Annotated in this window: 13 protein-coding genes and 1 pseudogene; 7 read left to right on the top strand and 7 right to left on the bottom strand. The window is 73.7% G+C overall.

The window, feature by feature from the left end:
• Positions 1 to 6: 6 nt before the first annotated feature.
• Together OG904_RS21845 and OG904_RS21850 are read right to left on the bottom strand one after the other, a co-directional pair.
• The gene (locus tag OG904_RS21845) at positions 7 to 1188 is read right to left on the bottom strand and encodes a FecCD family ABC transporter permease (protein ID WP_405493460.1); all 1182 of its coding nucleotides are present in this window, start codon (positions 1186 to 1188) and stop codon (positions 7 to 9) included.
• Position 1189: 1 nt separating this feature from the next.
• Positions 1190 to 2182 carry a hemin ABC transporter substrate-binding protein gene (locus OG904_RS21850; protein WP_405493462.1) on the bottom strand — a complete coding sequence of 331 codons (993 nt, stop codon included), beginning with the start codon at positions 2180 to 2182 and terminating at the stop codon, positions 1190 to 1192.
• A gap of 161 nt (positions 2183 to 2343) precedes the next feature.
• Here OG904_RS21850 and OG904_RS21855 point away from each other — a divergent pair, with 161 nt between their 5' ends.
• From OG904_RS21855 to OG904_RS21865, 3 genes are all read left to right on the top strand, one after another.
• Complete coding sequence (locus OG904_RS21855) at positions 2344 to 3819, top strand: HtaA domain-containing protein (RefSeq protein ID WP_405493464.1); 1476 nt, start codon at positions 2344 to 2346, stop codon at positions 3817 to 3819.
• 114 nt (positions 3820 to 3933) lie between these two features.
• A complete protein-coding gene (locus OG904_RS21860; RefSeq protein WP_405493466.1) occupies positions 3934 to 5382 on the top strand; it encodes an HtaA domain-containing protein in 1449 nt (482 codons plus the stop codon).
• A gap of 19 nt (positions 5383 to 5401) precedes the next feature.
• Complete coding sequence (locus tag OG904_RS21865; RefSeq protein WP_405493468.1) at positions 5402 to 6061, top strand: PhzF family phenazine biosynthesis protein; 660 nt, start codon at positions 5402 to 5404, stop codon at positions 6059 to 6061.
• A 147-nt stretch (positions 6062 to 6208) separates the two neighbouring features.
• On the opposite strand, the gene OG904_RS21870 is transcribed toward OG904_RS21865, so the two are convergent.
• Positions 6209 to 6856: a heme oxygenase (biliverdin-producing) gene (locus OG904_RS21870; RefSeq protein WP_405493470.1), complete on the bottom strand. Its 648-nt coding sequence runs from the start codon at positions 6854 to 6856 to the stop codon at positions 6209 to 6211.
• A gap of 148 nt (positions 6857 to 7004) precedes the next feature.
• Positions 7005 to 7862 carry a type I methionyl aminopeptidase gene (gene map / locus OG904_RS21875; RefSeq protein ID WP_405493472.1) on the bottom strand — a complete coding sequence of 286 codons (858 nt, stop codon included), beginning with the start codon at positions 7860 to 7862 and terminating at the stop codon, positions 7005 to 7007.
• A gap of 59 nt (positions 7863 to 7921) precedes the next feature.
• Between map and OG904_RS21880 the strand changes: the two genes are divergently transcribed.
• Positions 7922 to 8155 carry a hypothetical protein gene (locus tag OG904_RS21880; protein WP_405493474.1) on the top strand — a complete coding sequence of 78 codons (234 nt, stop codon included), beginning with the start codon at positions 7922 to 7924 and terminating at the stop codon, positions 8153 to 8155.
• A 22-nt stretch (positions 8156 to 8177) separates the two neighbouring features.
• Here OG904_RS21880 and OG904_RS21885 read toward each other — a convergent pair whose 3' ends face one another.
• Positions 8178 to 8810 (bottom strand): hypothetical protein, encoded by a 633-nt coding sequence (locus OG904_RS21885; protein WP_405493476.1) that lies wholly within the window; start codon positions 8808 to 8810, stop codon positions 8178 to 8180.
• 209 nt (positions 8811 to 9019) lie between these two features.
• Between OG904_RS21885 and npdG the strand changes: the two genes are divergently transcribed.
• The gene (gene npdG / locus OG904_RS21890; protein WP_405493478.1) at positions 9020 to 9769 is read left to right on the top strand and encodes an NADPH-dependent F420 reductase; all 750 of its coding nucleotides are present in this window, start codon (positions 9020 to 9022) and stop codon (positions 9767 to 9769) included.
• A 91-nt stretch (positions 9770 to 9860) separates the two neighbouring features.
• Here npdG and OG904_RS21895 read toward each other — a convergent pair.
• Positions 9861 to 11491: pseudogene (locus OG904_RS21895) on the bottom strand (TerD family protein); the annotation flags it as partial.
• A 112-nt stretch (positions 11492 to 11603) separates the two neighbouring features.
• Between OG904_RS21895 and OG904_RS21900 the strand changes: the two are divergent.
• The gene (locus tag OG904_RS21900; RefSeq protein WP_405493480.1) at positions 11604 to 11789 is read left to right on the top strand and encodes a hypothetical protein; all 186 of its coding nucleotides are present in this window, start codon (positions 11604 to 11606) and stop codon (positions 11787 to 11789) included.
• On the opposite strand, the gene OG904_RS21905 is transcribed toward OG904_RS21900, so the two are convergent.
• Positions 11786 to 12598 (bottom strand): site-2 protease family protein, encoded by an 813-nt coding sequence (locus OG904_RS21905; RefSeq protein ID WP_405493482.1) that lies wholly within the window; start codon positions 12596 to 12598, stop codon positions 11786 to 11788. The genes OG904_RS21900 and OG904_RS21905 overlap by 4 nt on opposite strands.
• A 60-nt stretch (positions 12599 to 12658) precedes the next feature.
• Between OG904_RS21905 and OG904_RS21910 the strand changes: the two genes are divergently transcribed.
• Positions 12659 to 16648 carry a BTAD domain-containing putative transcriptional regulator gene (locus OG904_RS21910; protein ID WP_405493484.1) on the top strand — a complete coding sequence of 1330 codons (3990 nt, stop codon included), beginning with the start codon at positions 12659 to 12661 and terminating at the stop codon, positions 16646 to 16648.
• Positions 16649 to 16653: the final 5 nt, after the last annotated feature.

The raw sequence follows: 16653 nt of genomic DNA on the forward strand, positions 1-16653 counted from the left end.
GGACGCTCACGCCCAGCCTCCTTGCTTGCGGCGGGTGCGGCGCAGCAGCCAGAAGAAGAACGGGCTGCCGAGCAGGGCGGTCAGGACGCCGAGCGGCAGCTCGGCGGGCTGGGCGAGGGTCCGCGCGGCCAGGTCCCCGGCGACCAGCACCACGGCTCCGGCCAGCGCGCTGCCGGGCACCAGGAAGCGGTGTCCGGGGCCGTTGGCCATGCGCAGCAGGTGCGGCACCAGCAGTCCGACGAACGTGATGATCCCCGCCACGGCGACCGCGGCCGCGGTCAGCAGCGCGACGACCAGGATCAGCGCGAGCCGCAGCCGCTCCACGTCCACCCCGAGGTGGCGCGCGGGGCGTTCGCCGAGGGACAGCAGGTCGAGCTTGCGGGCGTAGAAGGGGGCGAGCGCCAGTCCGGCCAGGGCGCAGGGCAGCACGGCGAGGACCTTGGGCCAGGTGGCCTGGGCCAGGGAGCCGAGCTGCCAGAAGGTGATCTGGTTGACCTGGCCGCTGTCCGCGAAGAAGACGAACAGGCCGATCAGGGCGCCCGCGAAGGCGTTGACGGCGATGCCGGTCAGAATGAGGGTGACGACCTCGGTCCTGCCGCCGTTGCGGGAGAGCAGGTACACGGCGCCGACGGTGACCAGCCCCGCGACGAACGCGCACGCGGTGATGGTCCAGCTGCCGAAGAAGGACAGCCCCAGCCCGATCGCGGCGACCGCGCCGACGGCGGCGCCCGCCGAGATCCCGATGACCCCGGGCTCGGCCAGGGGATTGCCGAACACCCCCTGCATCAGGGCTCCGGCGCAGCCGAGGCTGGCCCCGACGAGCAGCGCGAGCACCACGCGGGGCAGCCGTACGTTCCACAGCACGCTCTCCCCGACCCGGTCGAGGGCGGCGCCCCCGAGGCCGAGGCGGTGCTGCACCGACCCCAGCACCTCCCCGAGCGGGATCTCGTAGGCCCCCACCCCGGCGGAGACCAGCGCGAGCAGGACCAGGACGGCGAGGAGCGCGCCGGTGAGCCAGGCGGAGCCCCAGCGGCGCCCGCGCGGCGCGGCGGCCTCCGCCGCGGGCGCGGGAGTGGTCGCGGGCGATGCCGGTCCGGGAGCGGGCGCGGGAGCGGGAGCGGGGGCCCGTCCGGGAGCGGGGCCCGCGCCGGGCGGCGCCTCGGGGGCTTCGTCGTAGGAGAGGGACACGTCAGGAGGCCTTGCCGTAGAGCTGGGTGATCAGAGAGGTCAGCACCTGGTCGGTGCGCGGGCCGTAGTTGAGCAGGACCCCGTCGTCGACGGTGATCACCCGCCGGTCCAGGCCGGCCGGGGTCTGGGCCACGCCCGGGATCTTCACCAGGCCGTCCACGCCGCCCACGGACTCCAGCCCCTTGGACATCACGAGGATGGCGTCGGGCGCGGCGGCGGCCAGGGCCTCACTGGTGATCGGGGTGAAGTCCTTGCCGAGCCCCGACTCCGGGCCGGTGTCCACCGCGCCGGCCGCCTCCAGCAGGGAGCCGGCTCCCGAGTCGGAACCGCCCATCAGGTACACGGAGGCGGTGCCGCGCAGGTAGAGGAAGGCCACGCGGGGCTTCTTGCCCGAGGCCGGCAGGGACCGGCGGGCGGCGGCGATGCGCTCGGCGGTGCGCTGGTTGAGCTGCGCCCCGGCCTCCTTGACGCCCAGGGCGGCGGCGACCGTGCTGGTGCGCTTGGCCACGTCGTCCAGGGACTTGGCCGGGGCCACCACCAGCAGCGGTATGCCCGCGTCGCGGATCTGCTGGATCGCCTCGGCGGGGCCGGATGTGGTCTCGGCCAGCACCAGGGTGGGGTGCAGCGACAGCACGCTCTCCGCGGACACGTCGTGGCCCCGCGTCACCACCGGGAGGTCCGCCGCCTGTTCGAAGGTGGCGGTGATGTCCCGGGCGACGACCTTCGGGCCGAGACCGAGGGTCTGGACGATCTCGTTGAGGCTGCCCGTCAGCGGGATCACCCGGTCCGTGGAGGCGATGGTGACCTGGGTGCCGTCCGCCGAGGCCACGGTCGCGGGCAGCGCGGGTACCGGCGCCGGGGCGAGCGGCTCCACCCGGTCGGGTACGGCCGGGGCGCCCGCTCCGGTGGAGTGGGCGGGGGCTGCCGTACCTCCGCAGGCGCTCACGCCGAATGCCAGGACCACGGAGGTCAGGGCAACTGCGAAGCGGGACATGCGGGTTGACGCGGCGGGCGTAGGCACGAAGGCACCGTCCTGATCGTCCGACTGGGAAGTTGGGGCCCGGTCCGAGGTTCCGGGGACCAGGGGGTTTCAACCTGGCCGAACGTAGCTTAGGTTTGCCTAACCTCGCTCGCTAGACCCTGGAGGGGACATTCATGTCCGCAAGACCCGCCCGTGCGTCCGCCGTCGCCCTGCTGGCGACCCTCGCGGCCCTGCTGGGAGCCCTGCTCCCGGCTACCGCCGCTCAGGCCGCGGGCCGCACCGTGGAGGGCGGCCGACTTGACTGGGGCATCAAATCCTCCTTCCAGAGTTATGTCACGGGGCCGGTGGCGAAAGGCGCGTTCAAGCTGAGGAACGGCGCGGCCACCGCGGGCGGCAGCCTGTTCCGCTTCCACTCCGCGACCGGCTCCTACGATCCCGACAGCGGCTCCCTGCAGGCCGCCTTCAGCGGCGGGGTCACCTTCCAGGGCCACCAGAAGCCGGACGGCACATACGAGCTGGACCTCAGCATCAGCCGCCCAAGCGTCAAGATCAGCGGCGGCAGCGGCACCCTCTACGTGGACGTCTCCAGCAAGGCCAAGGAGGGCGGAGCGGTCACCACCGCCTCCCAGGTCCCCTTCGCCAGGCTGAGCCTGGGCGGGGTGAACATGAAGGGCGGCGGTGGCCCGATCGCCCTCACCAACATCCCGGCCACCCTCACCGACCAGGGCGCCAAGGCCTTCGCCGGCTACTACGCGGCCGGCGCGCAGCTCGACCCGGTCTCGCTCTCCGTCGACGTCAAGGCCGCCCCCGCGGCCGGGCAGCCCTCGCAGGCGCCGAGCACCCCGGCCGAAACCCCCGAGGCCTCCCAGACCCCGCAGGCCGGAGGCGCGTTCACCGACGCCGCCGTGGACTGGGGCGTGCGGCGCACCTTCCGCGAGTACGTCTCCGGCTCCATCGGCCAGGGCAAATGGGAGCTCGCCGAAGGCGCCCAGGACGGCGGCGCACTGTTCCGCTTCCCGCAGGGCAAGGGTGCGTACGACGGCGCGAAGGGCACTCTTGACGCGGCCTTCGCAGGCTCCGTGCACTTCACCGGCGCCCACCTCGACCTGAAGCTCGCCAAGGTCACGGTCAAGGTGGAGAACGGCAAGGGCCTGCTCTCCGCCGACGTCACCACCGGCGCGGACACCAAGAACGCCGTCCCGCTCGTCGAGTTCGACGCCAAGGGCCTCAAGACCGAGGGCGGCCTCGCCACCCTCGCCGAGGCCCCGGCCACCCTCACCGAGGGCGGGGCCCAGGCCTTCAACTCCATGTACAAACCGGGCACCGAGATGGACCCCGTCTCGCTCGCCGTGGCCCTCGACGGCGCCGCCAAGCTCCCGGCCCTGCCGAACCTCGGCTCCACGGCCACGCCCGCCGCCCCGGCCGCCCCCGCCCCGGCCACCGCCGCGAAGACCGCCGGGACCTCGAACACCGGCCTGTACGCAGCCCTCGCGGTGGCCGTACTGGTCCTGGCCGGCGGGGCCGCCTTCCTGGTGGTCCGCAAGCGCCGTACGGACGCGGCAGCGGCCGCGGCAGCCGGTGAACCCGCAGCGACGGCAGCGGCTTCCGGGCCGGCCGACGCCACCGGCGAAGCCGCCCCGCGCGACTGACCCGCGATCAGGGTCCGGGCCCGTGCCCGTGCTCGGACCCGGCGCCCCCTTTCCTTCCGCTCCCCCCTCTCTTTCCCTTCCCCTCCTTCACCCCCCTTTCAGGAGATCTCTGCCATGTCATCCACCCGTCGCCCCGCCGCCATCGCGGCAGCCGTCGTCACCGCCGCGGCGATAGGCGCCACCGGCTTCGCGCTGCCCGCCACCGCGGCGGGAAGCGCGGCCGGCGCGCCCGGCGCGGCCGCACCGGCGGCGGCGCCCGCGTCGATCCCGGTCGTCGGCGGCACCCTCGACTGGGGTCTGCTGGAGAGCTACCGCACGTACGTCACGGGCATGGCCAAGGGCGAGATCACCGTCGCGGACGGTGCCAAGAAGACCGACAAGGGCTTCACGTTCGGCGCGGCCACCGGCCAGTACGACCCGGCCGGCCACATCGTGACCGCCGCATTCAAGGGCAGCGTCACCTTCAAGTCGGACCTGCACCACTTCGAGGTGAAGCTCGCGAACCTGCGCATCGACACCGGCAAGAAGCTCCTGATCGCCGACGTCACCCGGGACGGCAAGCTCACGGCGGACGTCCCCTTCGCCAAGGTCGCCTTCGGCGGGCAGTCGATGACCGGCCTGGCCACCACCCTGACCGCGGAGGCCGCCGCGCTCCTGGGCTCGGACGGCTACAAGGACAAGGCGGGCGACCCGCTGACCGCCGTACTGGAGTTCCCGCCGCCGCCCTCCAAGAGCCCGTCCCCCTCCGCCTCCGCCTCCCCCTCCAAGAGCCCCTCCCCGTCCGCCTCGGCGTCGGCCTCCCCGTCCAAGCCGGCCTCCCCCTCCGCCGGCTCCCCGGCCACCGACGGCCCGCAGCAGATCCTCAGCGGCAAGCTGGCCTGGGGCGTCAAGGAGTCCTTCCGCAAGTACGTCCAGGGCGCGGGCGGCACCGTCACCCCCACGGACGGCGCGGTCGCGAGCGGCGACAGCTTCGCCTTCGGCGGCGGCAAGGGCACCCTCGACACCAAGACGCAGAAGCTGAACGCCTCCTTCGCGGGCAACCTGCGCTTCCAGTACGCGGCCCACGGCATCGACATGAGCTTCGGCAACGTCCGCATCAACACGGAGGGCGACAAGGGCACCCTGGTCCTGGACGTGAAGACGGCCACCGCGGTCAAGGCGAACATCCCCTTCGCCACGCTCGACCTGTCCAAGGCCGAGTACAAGACCAAGGACGGCCTGCTCTCCCTGAACGCCGTACGGACCGCGCTCACGGCGGAGGGCGCCGCGGCCTTCGCGAACGACACCACCGGCTCCATGTACAAGCCCGGTGACCGGGTGGACGACGTCAACCTCACCGTCTCCGTCGACAAGGACGCCGTCCTGCCCACCGGCACCCCCAGCACGGCGGCCCCCACCGGCCCCGCCACCACCGGAGGCGCCGGCGGCAGCGTCGGCGGCAACCTCGCCACCACGGGTTCCGAGATCCCGGCCGGCGCCCTGCTCGGTTCCTCCGCCGCCATCGTTGCCGCGGGAGCGGGCGCGGTGTACATGGCGCGCAGGCGGCGTACGGCCCAGAACTGAGCCGTGCTTCAATGCCCGCGTGAACGATCTCGATGTCCTGAAGGTCTTCTGCGCGGGTGATGGCAGCCACGGCAACCTGCTCGGCGTCGTACGCGACGGCCGTGCCTGCCCCGACGACGCGTCCCGGCAGGCACTGGCCGCCGAACTCGGCTACAGCGAGACGGTGTTCGTCGACGACCCCGAACGCGGGGTCGTCGACATCCGTACTCCCGGCACCCGGATGTCCTTCGCGGGGCACCCGCTGGTCGGGGTCGCGTGGCTGCTCGACATCGAGGAGCTCCAGCCTCCGGCGGGCAGCGTATGGGCCCGGGACGACGGGGAGTTCACCTGGATCACCGCCCGCCCCGAGTGGGTCGAGGGCAAGCGCACCGAGCAGTACGCCAGTCCCGCGGAGGTGGACGCGCTGCCCGCGCCGCCGCCGGGCGAGGGCTGGCTGTACGCCTGGGCGTGGGAGGACGAGACCGCGGGCCGGATCCGGGCCCGCGGTTTCCCGCGCCGCCCCGACGGGGTCATCGCCGAGGACGAGGCCACCGGTTCGGCGGCGATCCTGCTGACGGCCGAGCTGAACCGCGCCCTGAACATCACCCAGGGCGCGGGCTCCCAGATCCTCACCGCCCCCGGCCCGGACGGCACGGTGGAGATCGGCGGCCGAGTCAGCTTCGCCCCGGCCACCACCTGACGCACCCCGCACGGCGGGATCACCCGTGGCCGCCGGCGCGGGCCGGCGGTCCCTCCCGCCGTGCCGTGGCGGGCCGCAGGCCGCCAACGGAAGGGGGGCGGGCCCCATCGGGCCCGCCCCCCTTCCCCGTTCAGCCCGCCGCAGGCGCTACGCGCTCAGCGGGAACTGCTCGCCCAGCTCGCGGAAGACCGCGCCGTTGAAGTCGAAGGCCCGCTTGCACTCGTCGATGATGCGCTTCTTCTCCAGGTCGTCCGCGGCGATCGCGTCCAGCAGCTCGCGGTAAGTCCGCTTGAAGGCGGCCGGGTTGGAGATGTCCGAGAAGACGTAGAAGCGGACGCCGTCGCCCTTGCGCTCGAAGCCCCAGGTCCGCTCCGCCTTGTCGCGGATGATCTGGCCGCCGGAGAGGTCACCCAGATAGCGGGTGTAGTGGTGGGCGACGTAACCGCCGGGCCAGGAGGCGGCGCACTCGGCCACGCGGGCCGCGTAGGCCTCGGTGGAGGGCAGTGCGACCAGCGTCTCGCGCCACTCGGGCCCGCGCAGGTGGGCGAGGTCCCGCTCGATCTCGCTCACGCGCATCAGCTCGGGCTGTATGAACGGGCCGGCCACCGCGTCGTCCTTGAGGGCCTCCGCGGCGTCCTCCAGCGCGCGGTACACGAACCAGAGCTGCTCGGTGTATCGCGTGTACGCGTCCACCCCGAGGCGGCCGCCGAGCAGGTCGCTCATGAAGGACGAGGTCTCTGCCTCGGTGTGCTGCTCGTGCGAGGCGACACGGATGACGGTGGAGAAGGCGTCCAAGACGGACCTCCGAGGAATCGGAAGAAAAAGGGGGAGCGGGGCGTGGCGGCCGTGCCGCCACACCCGATCCTCCTACTTAGGCTTACCTAAGTCAATGTGTTCCCGACGCCTTGTCGGTAAAAACCTGTGGGAATCGATTTTCTCCGGTTCAGGGGAGCGTCAGGATCTCCGCCCCGGTGTCCGTGACCACCAGCGTGTGCTCGAACTGCGCGGTGCGCTTGCGGTCCTTCGTGACGACCGTCCAGCCGTCCTCCCACATGTCGTACTCGTGGGTGCCCAGGGTCAGCATCGGCTCGATGGTGAAGGTCATCCCGGGTTCGATGACGGTGGTGGCGTGCGGGCTGTCGTAGTGCGGAACGATCAGGCCGGAGTGGAAGGACGAGTTGATCCCGTGGCCGGTGAAGTCCCGGACCACGCCGTAGCCGAAGCGCTTCGCGTACGACTCGATGACCCGGCCGATGATGTTGATCTGACGGCCCGGCTTGACGGCGTTGATGGCCCGGTTCAGGGACTCGCGGGTGCGCTCCACGAGCAGCCGCGACTCCTCGTCCACGTCCCCGCACAGGTAGGTGGCGTTGTTGTCCCCGTGCACCCCGCCGATGTAGGCGGTCACGTCGAGGTTGACGATGTCGCCGTCCCGCAGGACGGTCGAGTCGGGGATCCCGTGGCAGATGACCTCGTTGAGCGAGGAACACAGCGACTTGGGGAAGCCGCGGTAGCCCAGCGTCGAGGGATAGGCGCCGTGATCGCACATGTATTCGTGGGCGACCCGGTCCAGCTCGTCGGTGGTCACCCCCGGCGCGATCAGCTTGGCGGCCTCTTCCATCGCCTGGGCGGCGATCCGGCCGGCGATGCGCATGGCCTCGATGGTCTCGGCCGTCTGCACCTCCGGTCCGGTGTACGGAGTGGGCGCGGGCTTGCCCACGTACTCGGGCCGGCGGATGTTTCCGGGAACGGAACGGACGGGGGTGAGCTCGCCTGGTACGAGCAGCGACTGGCCAGACATACAAGCGAGTGTATCGAGCGGGTATGGGGCAGCATGGCGACAGAGAGAGGAGCCTGACGATGGCCCTGTTCAAGAAGCGCCAGGTGGGCAAGCCGGGCGAGTGGTACTACTGCCTGGTCCACAAGAAGGTCGAGGAAGGCCCCGAATGCCCGGCGAAGGACCGGTTCGGCCCTTACGAGACGCCCGAGGAAGCGACCCACGCCATGGAGACGGCGCAGGAACGCAACCTCGAATGGCAGAACGACCCCAAATGGAACGACAAGACGCGCGAGGCCGAAGAGGACACTCCCTAGCGGTACTCCCCGTCTCCCGCTCCTACCAGCGGCTGGGCGGCGGCGCGGCCAGCTGATCGGCCAGCCGCGCCAGCCGGTCCCGCAACCGCCGCGGCCCGCGCTGCGCCGGCAGGCTGTTCTCCCCGGCCGCCGCGCTGACCAGGTGCTGCACGGTGTCCAGGTCCATCCCCCGGCTACCGCTGGGAGGTGCCCCCTGGGCGGCTCCGTCGGGCACCGACAGCACCTCGTGCGCGAGCGTCCCGAGATCCGCGTCCCCGCCGTCCAGGGACAGTACGGTCGCCCCCGCGCGCCGGGCGTCGTGGACCCGCTCCAGCAGCCCCTCGCCCGGCTGCTCCGGGGCCACCACCAGCAGGGTGTGACCGCGCCGGGCCGCCTCCAGCCGACTCAGGCCGACCGAGAGGTGCGGGGCGTCACCGGGCAGCACGTGGTGGCGTACGAGCGTGGGCGCCAGCTCCGGCAGCCCCGACCAGGCGGCCTCGTCGACCAGGTGCGCGGCCATGTGCCAGGGCTCGTACTGCTCGGTCCCGACCAGCAGCAGGTTCCCGCCGGCCGGCACCACCGACCGCCGCAACGTTCCGGCAAACCGGCGCGCGGCGCCGGGCCACTCCGTACCGGCGAGCACTTCGCGCAGCAGCGCGACTCTCACGGCGTCCATACCGGCATCCTGCCGCATGGAAGGGACATACGGGAGCCGTTCCCCTCATCTCACCCGCACGGTGGGAGGGCGGTTCGCGCACGGCCCGCACGCACGGGGGGAGGGCGGGTCCGCGCACGGCCCGCACGCGCCACGCGTCCCGCGCCCGCAGCGCATCTCACGCACACCGGGCGTTCGACTCTGACGATCACGCGGTTACTCTCGCCCCCATGACCTCCACAGACAGCACGCAGCCCCCCGTCACGCCCCCCACCACCGCTCCCGCCACCGCTCCTGCCAAGGCTCCCGCCAAAGATCCGTGGGAGCTTCCCGACGTCTCCGGCCTCGTCGTGGGCGTCCTCGGCGGTACCGGCGACCAGGGCCGGGGCCTGGCCTACCGGCTCGCCCGGGCCGGCCAGAAGGTGATCATCGGCTCCCGCGCCGCCGACCGGGCGCAGACCGCCGCCGACGAGCTCGGGCTCGGGGTGGAGGGCGCGGACAACGCCGAGTGCGCGCGCCGCAGCGACATCGTGATCATCGCGGTGCCGTGGGAGGGCCACGCCAAGACCCTGGAATCGCTGCGCGAGGACCTCGCGGGCAAGCTCGTGATCGACTGCGTCAACCCGCTCGGCTTCGACAAGCAGGGCGCGTACGCCCTCCGGGTCGAAGAGGGCAGCGCGGCCCAGCAGGCCGCCGCCCTGCTCCCGGACTCCCGGGTCACGGCCGCCTTCCACCACCTCTCGGCGGTCCTCCTCCAGGACGAGTCGATCGAGGAGATCGACACCGACGTGATGGTCCTCGGCGAGGTCCGCGCCGACACCGACATCGTCCAGGCCCTCGCCGGCCGCATCCCGGGCATGCGCGGAGTCTTCGCGGGCCGCCTGCGCAACGCCCACCAGGTCGAGTCCCTGGTGGCCAACCTCATCTCCACCAACCGCCGCTACAAGGCCCACGCGGGCCTGCGCGTCACGGACGTCTGAGCCGCGGCGGCGGCCGCGCCCGCCCCGAGCCGCCCCGCGCACCCGTCCGGCCGCCCCTCAACGGGGCCGGCCGGACGGGCCCCGCGCCCGGTCAGCCGCGGCGGCCGGCGCGCCCCTCGACCGGCCCCAGGTGGGCCACCACACCCTGGTAGAAGCGGTCCACGGCGTCGTCCACACTGCGGATGAACCCGGACTCCGCGTTCCCGCGCGTGCTGCCCATGCCCTTGAGCAGCGACAGCCGGAAGCCCACGACCGCCGAGCCGTCCACGGGCAGCAGGTCACCCGGCTCGGGCCGCAGCCGCTCCAGAGTCCCGCGCGGCCCGTTCCCCGCCTCGACCAGGCTCTCCACGTGCAGGTCCGCCGGGGCCTCGGCGAGCAGCTTCAGCAGCCGCTTCACCACGACCAGCGGGTACGCCCCCTCCGGCGCCGGCACCTCCACGGACGTGCGGACCTTGGACGTCCGCAGATCGGCGCCGACCGCGATGACACTGCTGGTCCCGTCGACGCGGAGCTCCGCGGAGAGCTTCCCGTCGCCGCACAGCCGCTCCGCCGCCGCGACCCGCCGGGCCTGCGGATCGCTGCCCCGCCGGGAGCGCTGCACCGGCAGGGCCTTCTGCCCGAGCTCCCCGCCGAGCCGCAGACAGACCTGGCGGATCAGCCGCTCCCAGCTCTCCACGACCTCCACCGCCCGGGCGTCCCCGGGGCCGAGGGTCTCGTCCTCGATGCCGTTGCGCACGGGCACCCAGGAGGCGCCCATGTTCTGGAAGCCGTGGCAGCCCGACTGCTCGTGCTGGAGGTACTCCAGGAGCTCCTGGAGGAGCCAGGCGTGCGCGGCGTTGCCCACGCCCTCGTGCCGGATCAGCATCTGCGCCTGGTGGGCCACCTCGGCCCAGGACAGGTGCCAGAGGCTGACCTTGTGCTTGCGCCGGCCGTCCACCTCACCTCCAGCATGGCGCGGCCCTCCAGGGCCACGTCGTTGGAGAGGGTGATCACGGCCTCGTAGCCCCGGCGCGCGGCGATGTCCATGTACGCCTGGACCTGCTCCGCCTTGAGCGGGTTGCCGTTCGTCTTGGTCTCCACGAGCGCCGTCCACAGCTTGCCCGCACGCTCCACCCGGATCACCCCGTCCGGCCGGCGGGGCGTGTCCCCGTGGGCGAGCGAGACCTCAGTGAAGGTCTGCATCCGGCCGGCGGGCGCGCCGAACCCGGCCGTGAGACGGCGGCCGAACTCCGGCACCTGCGCCATGACCGACAGGAGCACCGAGGTGGCGCGGACCTCCCGCTCCCTGTCGCTCTTGAGCGAGGGGACGGGGAACAGCCGGGCCCGGCTCCAGGTCTCGTTCTCGGCGAGGGACTTCCCGGCCGCCTTGGGCAGGGTGACCTTCTTCCTGGTCGTACGGGGACCACGACCGCGGGTCTGGGCCGGTACGGCAGCGAGGGCTCCGGCGGTGGGGGTCCCGGCAGCAGGGGCGGGGGCCGGATCGGCGGTCCCGGACGCGGGGGCGGGCGTGGGCGCGGCTTCGGGAACGGCTTCGGGCGCGGGGGCCGTCTCCGCGGCCGTCTCCGTGGCTGTCTCAGTGGCCGTCTCCGCGGCGGCGCCCGCGCCCGCGGCCCGGGCACCTTCCCCGGCATCCCCGGCGGGCTCCGCCGCCGCTTCCTCGGACTCCTCCAGCACCGGGATGCCGAAGTCCGTCGCCAGTCCCGCGAGGCCGGTTTCGTACCCCGGGGGAGGAAAAGATCATGGAATGGCCGAAAGTGACCGGACGGGAGCACGCGGGGGCATGGGGGACACTGGAGGGGCTCGAACCGCTTCAGTGCCCCGAGGAGCCCGCACCATGCCCCGCCTTGCCGTGTTCGCCATCGTCCTCTGCGCCCTCGCCGTGGCCGCGGCCGTCGTCTCCTTCGTCCACGGCAACCTGCTCGGGATCGTGTGGGTGCTGATGGCCGGCATCACGTCGAACATGGCGTGGTTCTACGTGCGCAAGGCGAAGATCGAGAAGGCCACCCGCAGCGCGGCCTAGCCGATCTGGCAGAAGCCGTTGGTGTCCTGCCAGAACTGGTAGAGGTTGTGGCCGCAGCCGGCCTCCAGGTCGCTCACGCCCAGCGCCGACAGCACGGCGTACACCAGGTCGAAGAAGTACCCGTTGACCTCGGGGATCCACAGCAGCGCGAAGACGGCCAGCAGGCCGAACGGCGCCAGCGGTGCCACCTCGCGGCGGACCCGGTGGGAGAGCCAGGGCTCGATGACGCCGTAGCCGTCCAGGCCCGGGACCGGCAGGAAGTTCAGGATCGCCGCCGAGACCTGGAGCAGGGCCAGGAAGGCGAGCGCGAAGCGGAACGCGAACGGGACCCCGTCCAGGGCGTTCAGCCAGAACGGCGCGGTGCACACGGCCGCGAAGGCGACGTTCGTCAGCGGACCGGCCGCCGAGATGAGGCTGTGCCGCCAGCGGCCTTCGATCCGGTCGCGCTCGATGTACACCGCGCCACCGGGGAGACCCAGGCCACCCATGATCACGAAGAGCACCGGCAGGACGATGCTGAGCAGCGCGTGCGTGTACTTGAGGGGATTGAGCGTCAGGTAGCCCTTGGCGCCGACGCTGAGGTCGCCGCTGTGCAGGGCGGTGCGGGCGTGCGCGTACTCGTGCAGGCACAGGGAGACGATCCACGCCGACGTGACGAAGAGGAAGACGGCCAGCCCGGTGCTGGTCGCGTACCCCGTCCACACGGCCCACCCCGTCACCGCCATCACGGCGAAGATGCCGAGGAAGACGGGACTGATCCGCCGCTCTTCGCGGTGCTGACTACGGTTCTGACTGCCCAGGGGACCCATGCGGCGAACCTATCCCGCGTGCTGGCCCGGAGGAGCCCCGGGTACGGAGACAATGGGCCGGTGCGCTACGCGATTCTCGGCACCACCCAGGCCGTCCGCGCCGACGGGACCACGGTCCCCATCGGCGGGGCGCGGCTGCGCGCGCTCCTGACCGCGCTCGCGCTGCGGCCCGGCAGGGCGGTGCCGGCGGCTTCGCTCATCGACGAGGTGTGGGACGGGGACCCGCCGGCCGACGGCCTCGCGGCGCTCCAGGCGCTGGTGGGCCGGCTGCGGCGGGCGCTGGGGCGGGAGTCGGTCGGTTCGGGGGAGGGCGGCTACGTGCTCCTCGCCGCCCGGGACGACATCGACCTGTACCGCTTCGAGCGGCTGGCCCGGGCGGCGGCCCAGGCCTCCCCGGCGGAGGCGGCCGACCTGTACGACGAGGCCCTCGCGCTGTGGCGCGGGGAGCCGCTGTGCTCCCTGCCCGGCTCCGGGGCGGAGGCCGCCCGCTGGCAGGCGCTACGGCTGGACGCGCGCCGGGGCCGCCTGGACGCGGCGCTGGCGCTGGGCGAGGCGGAGCGGGTGCTGCCGGAGCTGACCGCACTGTGCGCGGGGCTGCCGCTGGACGAACCCCTGCAGGCCCTGCGGATCCGCGCCCTGCGAGACGCGGGCCGCCCGGCGCAGGCGCTGGCCGCTTACGAAGAGGTCCGGCGGGACCTGGCCACCCGCCTGGGCACCACCCCGGGCCCCACCCTGCGCACCCTCCACGCCGCCCTCCTGACCCCACCCGACCACCCCACCCCACCCCCGAAGCCCGACCCCCTGCCGGGCACTGCGACCCCGCCCTTGCCGGGCACTGCGACCCCGCCCTTGCCGGGCGGCGAGACCCCGCCCCTGCCGGGCGCTGCGGTCCCGCCCCCGTCGGGCGCGGTGACCCCGCCGGTGTCCGGCAATGCGGCGGCGCCCCTGCCGGGTGCTGCGACCCCGTCGGCGTGGGGGACCGTGACCCCTTCGGGGCCGGGCGTTCCGGCCCCGCAGTCTCCCGGCACCGTGACCCCGCCGGTTCAGGACGCTGCGACCCCGCCCGTGGCGGGCACTGCGAACCCGCCGGTGCCGGGCGCTGCGGCTCCGCCTGTGCCGGGCGGTGAGACCGTGCCCGTGGCGGCAGGCACTGCGACACCACCTCTCGGCACCCAGGCCCCGACCCGGGCAGGCGGCGAGACCCCGCCTTTGGCGGGCACCGTGACACCGTCCTTCCCAGGGGGAGGGAACCCGTCCCGTCTGGGTGCGGTGGATCCGTCGGTGCCGGGCGATGAGAACGCGTCCGCGGCGGGTGCTGCGGCCCCGCCGGTGTGGGGCACCGTGACCCCGCCGTTCTCCGCGGGGAGCCGCACCGGCGCGGACGCTGCCGTCGGGCCGGAGCTGCCGGGCGGGGGCGTTCCCGTACCGCCCGGCCAGGGCAACCTGCGGGTGCGGCTGACGACCTTCGTCGGCCGGGAGGAAGACATCCGGGTGATCGGGACCGATCTCGCCCGGTCGCGCCTCGTCACCCTGCTGGGGCCCGGCGGCGCCGGGAAGACCCGGCTGTCGCAGGAGGCCGCCGAGGCCCACGCGTCGGCCGACCGGCCCGCGTCCGGCCACCCCTCGTCCGGTCACCCCGCACCCGGGCCCGTGGGGTGGGTCGACGGGGTGTGGTTCGTGGAGTTGGCTCCCGTCGACGATCCGCAGGACGTCGCCGAGGCGGTGCTCGCCGCGCTCGGTGCGCGGGAGACGAAGCTGCGCGGCGCGTCCGCCGAGGAGATGCGGGCGCTGACCGAGCGGGGTGGCGACCGCGCCCTCGACCGGCTCGTGGAACACTGCGCCCGCCGCCGGATGCTGCTGATCCTCGACAACTGCGAACACGTGGTCGACGCCGCCGCCAGGCTCGCCGAAGAGGTGCTCGCGCGCTGTCCCGGCCTGCAGATCCTGGCCACCAGCCGCGAACCCCTCGGCGTGCCCGGCGAGACCCTGCGCCCGGTGGACCCGCTGCCCGACCCCGTCGCGCTCCGGCTGCTCGACGACCGGGGGGCCGCCGCCCGGGCGGGGTTCAGCGTGGACGAGGACCCGGCCGCCGCCATCGAGATCTGCCGCCGGCTCGACGGGATGCCGCTCGCCATCGAGCTGGCCGCCGCCCGGCTGAGGCTGCTCAGCCCGCGCCAGATCGCCGACCGCCTCGACGACCGCTTCCGGCTCCTGACCGGCGGCGCCCGCACCCACCTCCCCCGCCAGCAGACCCTGCGCGCCGTGGTCGACTGGTCCTGGGACCTCCTCGACGAGCCCGAGCGGGCCGTGCTGCGCCGCCTGTCCGTCTTCGCCGGCGGCTGCGACCTCGAAGCCGCCGAGGCCGTCTGCGCCGACGCGCGAGCGGAAGCGGAAGCGCGACCCGACGCCCCCGCCGGGGTCGACCGCCTCGAAGTCGCCGGCCTGCTCGGGTCCCTCGTCGACAAGTCCCTCGTCGTCGCGGCCCCCGACGGCCCCGCCGGCATGCGCTACCGCCTCCTGGAGACCGTCGCCGAATACGCCACCGACCGGCTCGCGGAGGCCGGCCGGGACCGGGCGGACACCGAGCGCCGCCACCTCACCCACTACCGGGAACTCGCCCGTACCACCGAGCCGCTGCTGCGCGGCCACGGCCAGCGCGCGGCCGCCGACCTGCTCGCCACCGAGTACGAGAACCTGCGTACCGCCCTGCGCCGGGCCGTCGCCGACAAGGACGTCGGCGAGGTCCTGTGCCTGGTGCACTCCCTCGTCTGGTACTGGCACATGCACGACCTGCGCGCCGAGACCCGCCACTGGTCCGGCGCCGCCGCGGCCCTCGGCCCCGACCCGTTCGCCCCGCCCGTGGTCCCGGCCCCGCCCGTCTACGAGCGGATCGTCGACACGCCCCCGCCCTACGGGGGCGAACTGCTCACCGAGGCCTGGCGCGGCATCCAGATGCTGTGCCTCGCCTCCCGCGACCAGACCAGTGACACCTGGTCCACCCCCGAGGTCCGCGCCCAGGTCGACGGCATGATCGCCGCCTACCGGCCGGGGCTCCCGCAGACCTGCCGGACCCCCTCGGCGATGTGGATCTACGCCGTGATGATCGCCGGGGATCCCGAACTCCTCAAGCGCGTCAGCGAGTCGACCGTCGAGACCGCCCGCGCGCTCGGCTACCGCTGGGAGCTGGCCTCCGCCCTCCAGCTGCGCGCCAACATCCTCGCCAACCGCGCGGACTGGGCCGGCAACGCCTCCCGCGACGCCGAGGAGAGCCTCGCGATCTACGAGTCCCTCGGTGACGACTGGGGCTGCGCCGAGGCGCTCTCCGCCCGCGCCGAATCCCTGGAGAAGCTCGGCGAGTACGCCCGGGCCGCCGAGGACTACCGCGCGGCGATCGAGCACGCGCGGCGGCTCGGGGCCAAGGCGCAGGTCACGGTGTTGCAGGTGCGGATGGCGGGGACCCTCGCCGAGGACGGCCACCTGGCGGAGGCCGAGGAGCTCCTCTCCGGCCTGCTCGCCACCCTCCGGCAGGTCGGCAACGAGGCCGTGCCCGCCGCCCGGATGTTCCTCGCCGGCATCTACGGCCGCACCGGCCGCATCCCCGAGGCCCGCGCCCAGCTCCAGTCCCTGCGGGACGAGTTCTCCTTCGGCGCGTACGCCGTCTTCGACGGGTTCCTGCTCGGCACGATGGCCTGGCTCGACAACCAGGAGGGCAAGTACGAGGAGGCCCTCGGCCTGATCCGCCGGGCCATCGAGGCCGTCGGGGAGCCGCTCTCGATGATGATCGCCCCCCAGCTCCCGGCCGTGTACCTGATGACCGGAGCCCTCTCCCTGGTCCGGCTCGGCGGCCCGGACCGGGAGCACCGGGCCGCGTGCCTCCTGGGCGCCTACCGGGCCCTCCTGCCGGCCGGTCACTTCCCGGTGACCACGGAGCGCGCGGACGCCGAGCTGGCCGAGCGCCTGGCCCGGGCCGCGCTGGGCGGGGCCGCGTACGAGGCCGCGTACGCCGAAGGCGGTGGCCTCACCCTGGAGGAGGCCACCGCCCTCGTCTGATCCCG

The sequence above is a fragment of the Streptomyces sp. NBC_00096 genome (assembly GCF_045041305.1).
Taxonomy (GTDB): Bacteria; Actinomycetota; Actinomycetes; order Streptomycetales; family Streptomycetaceae; genus Streptomyces.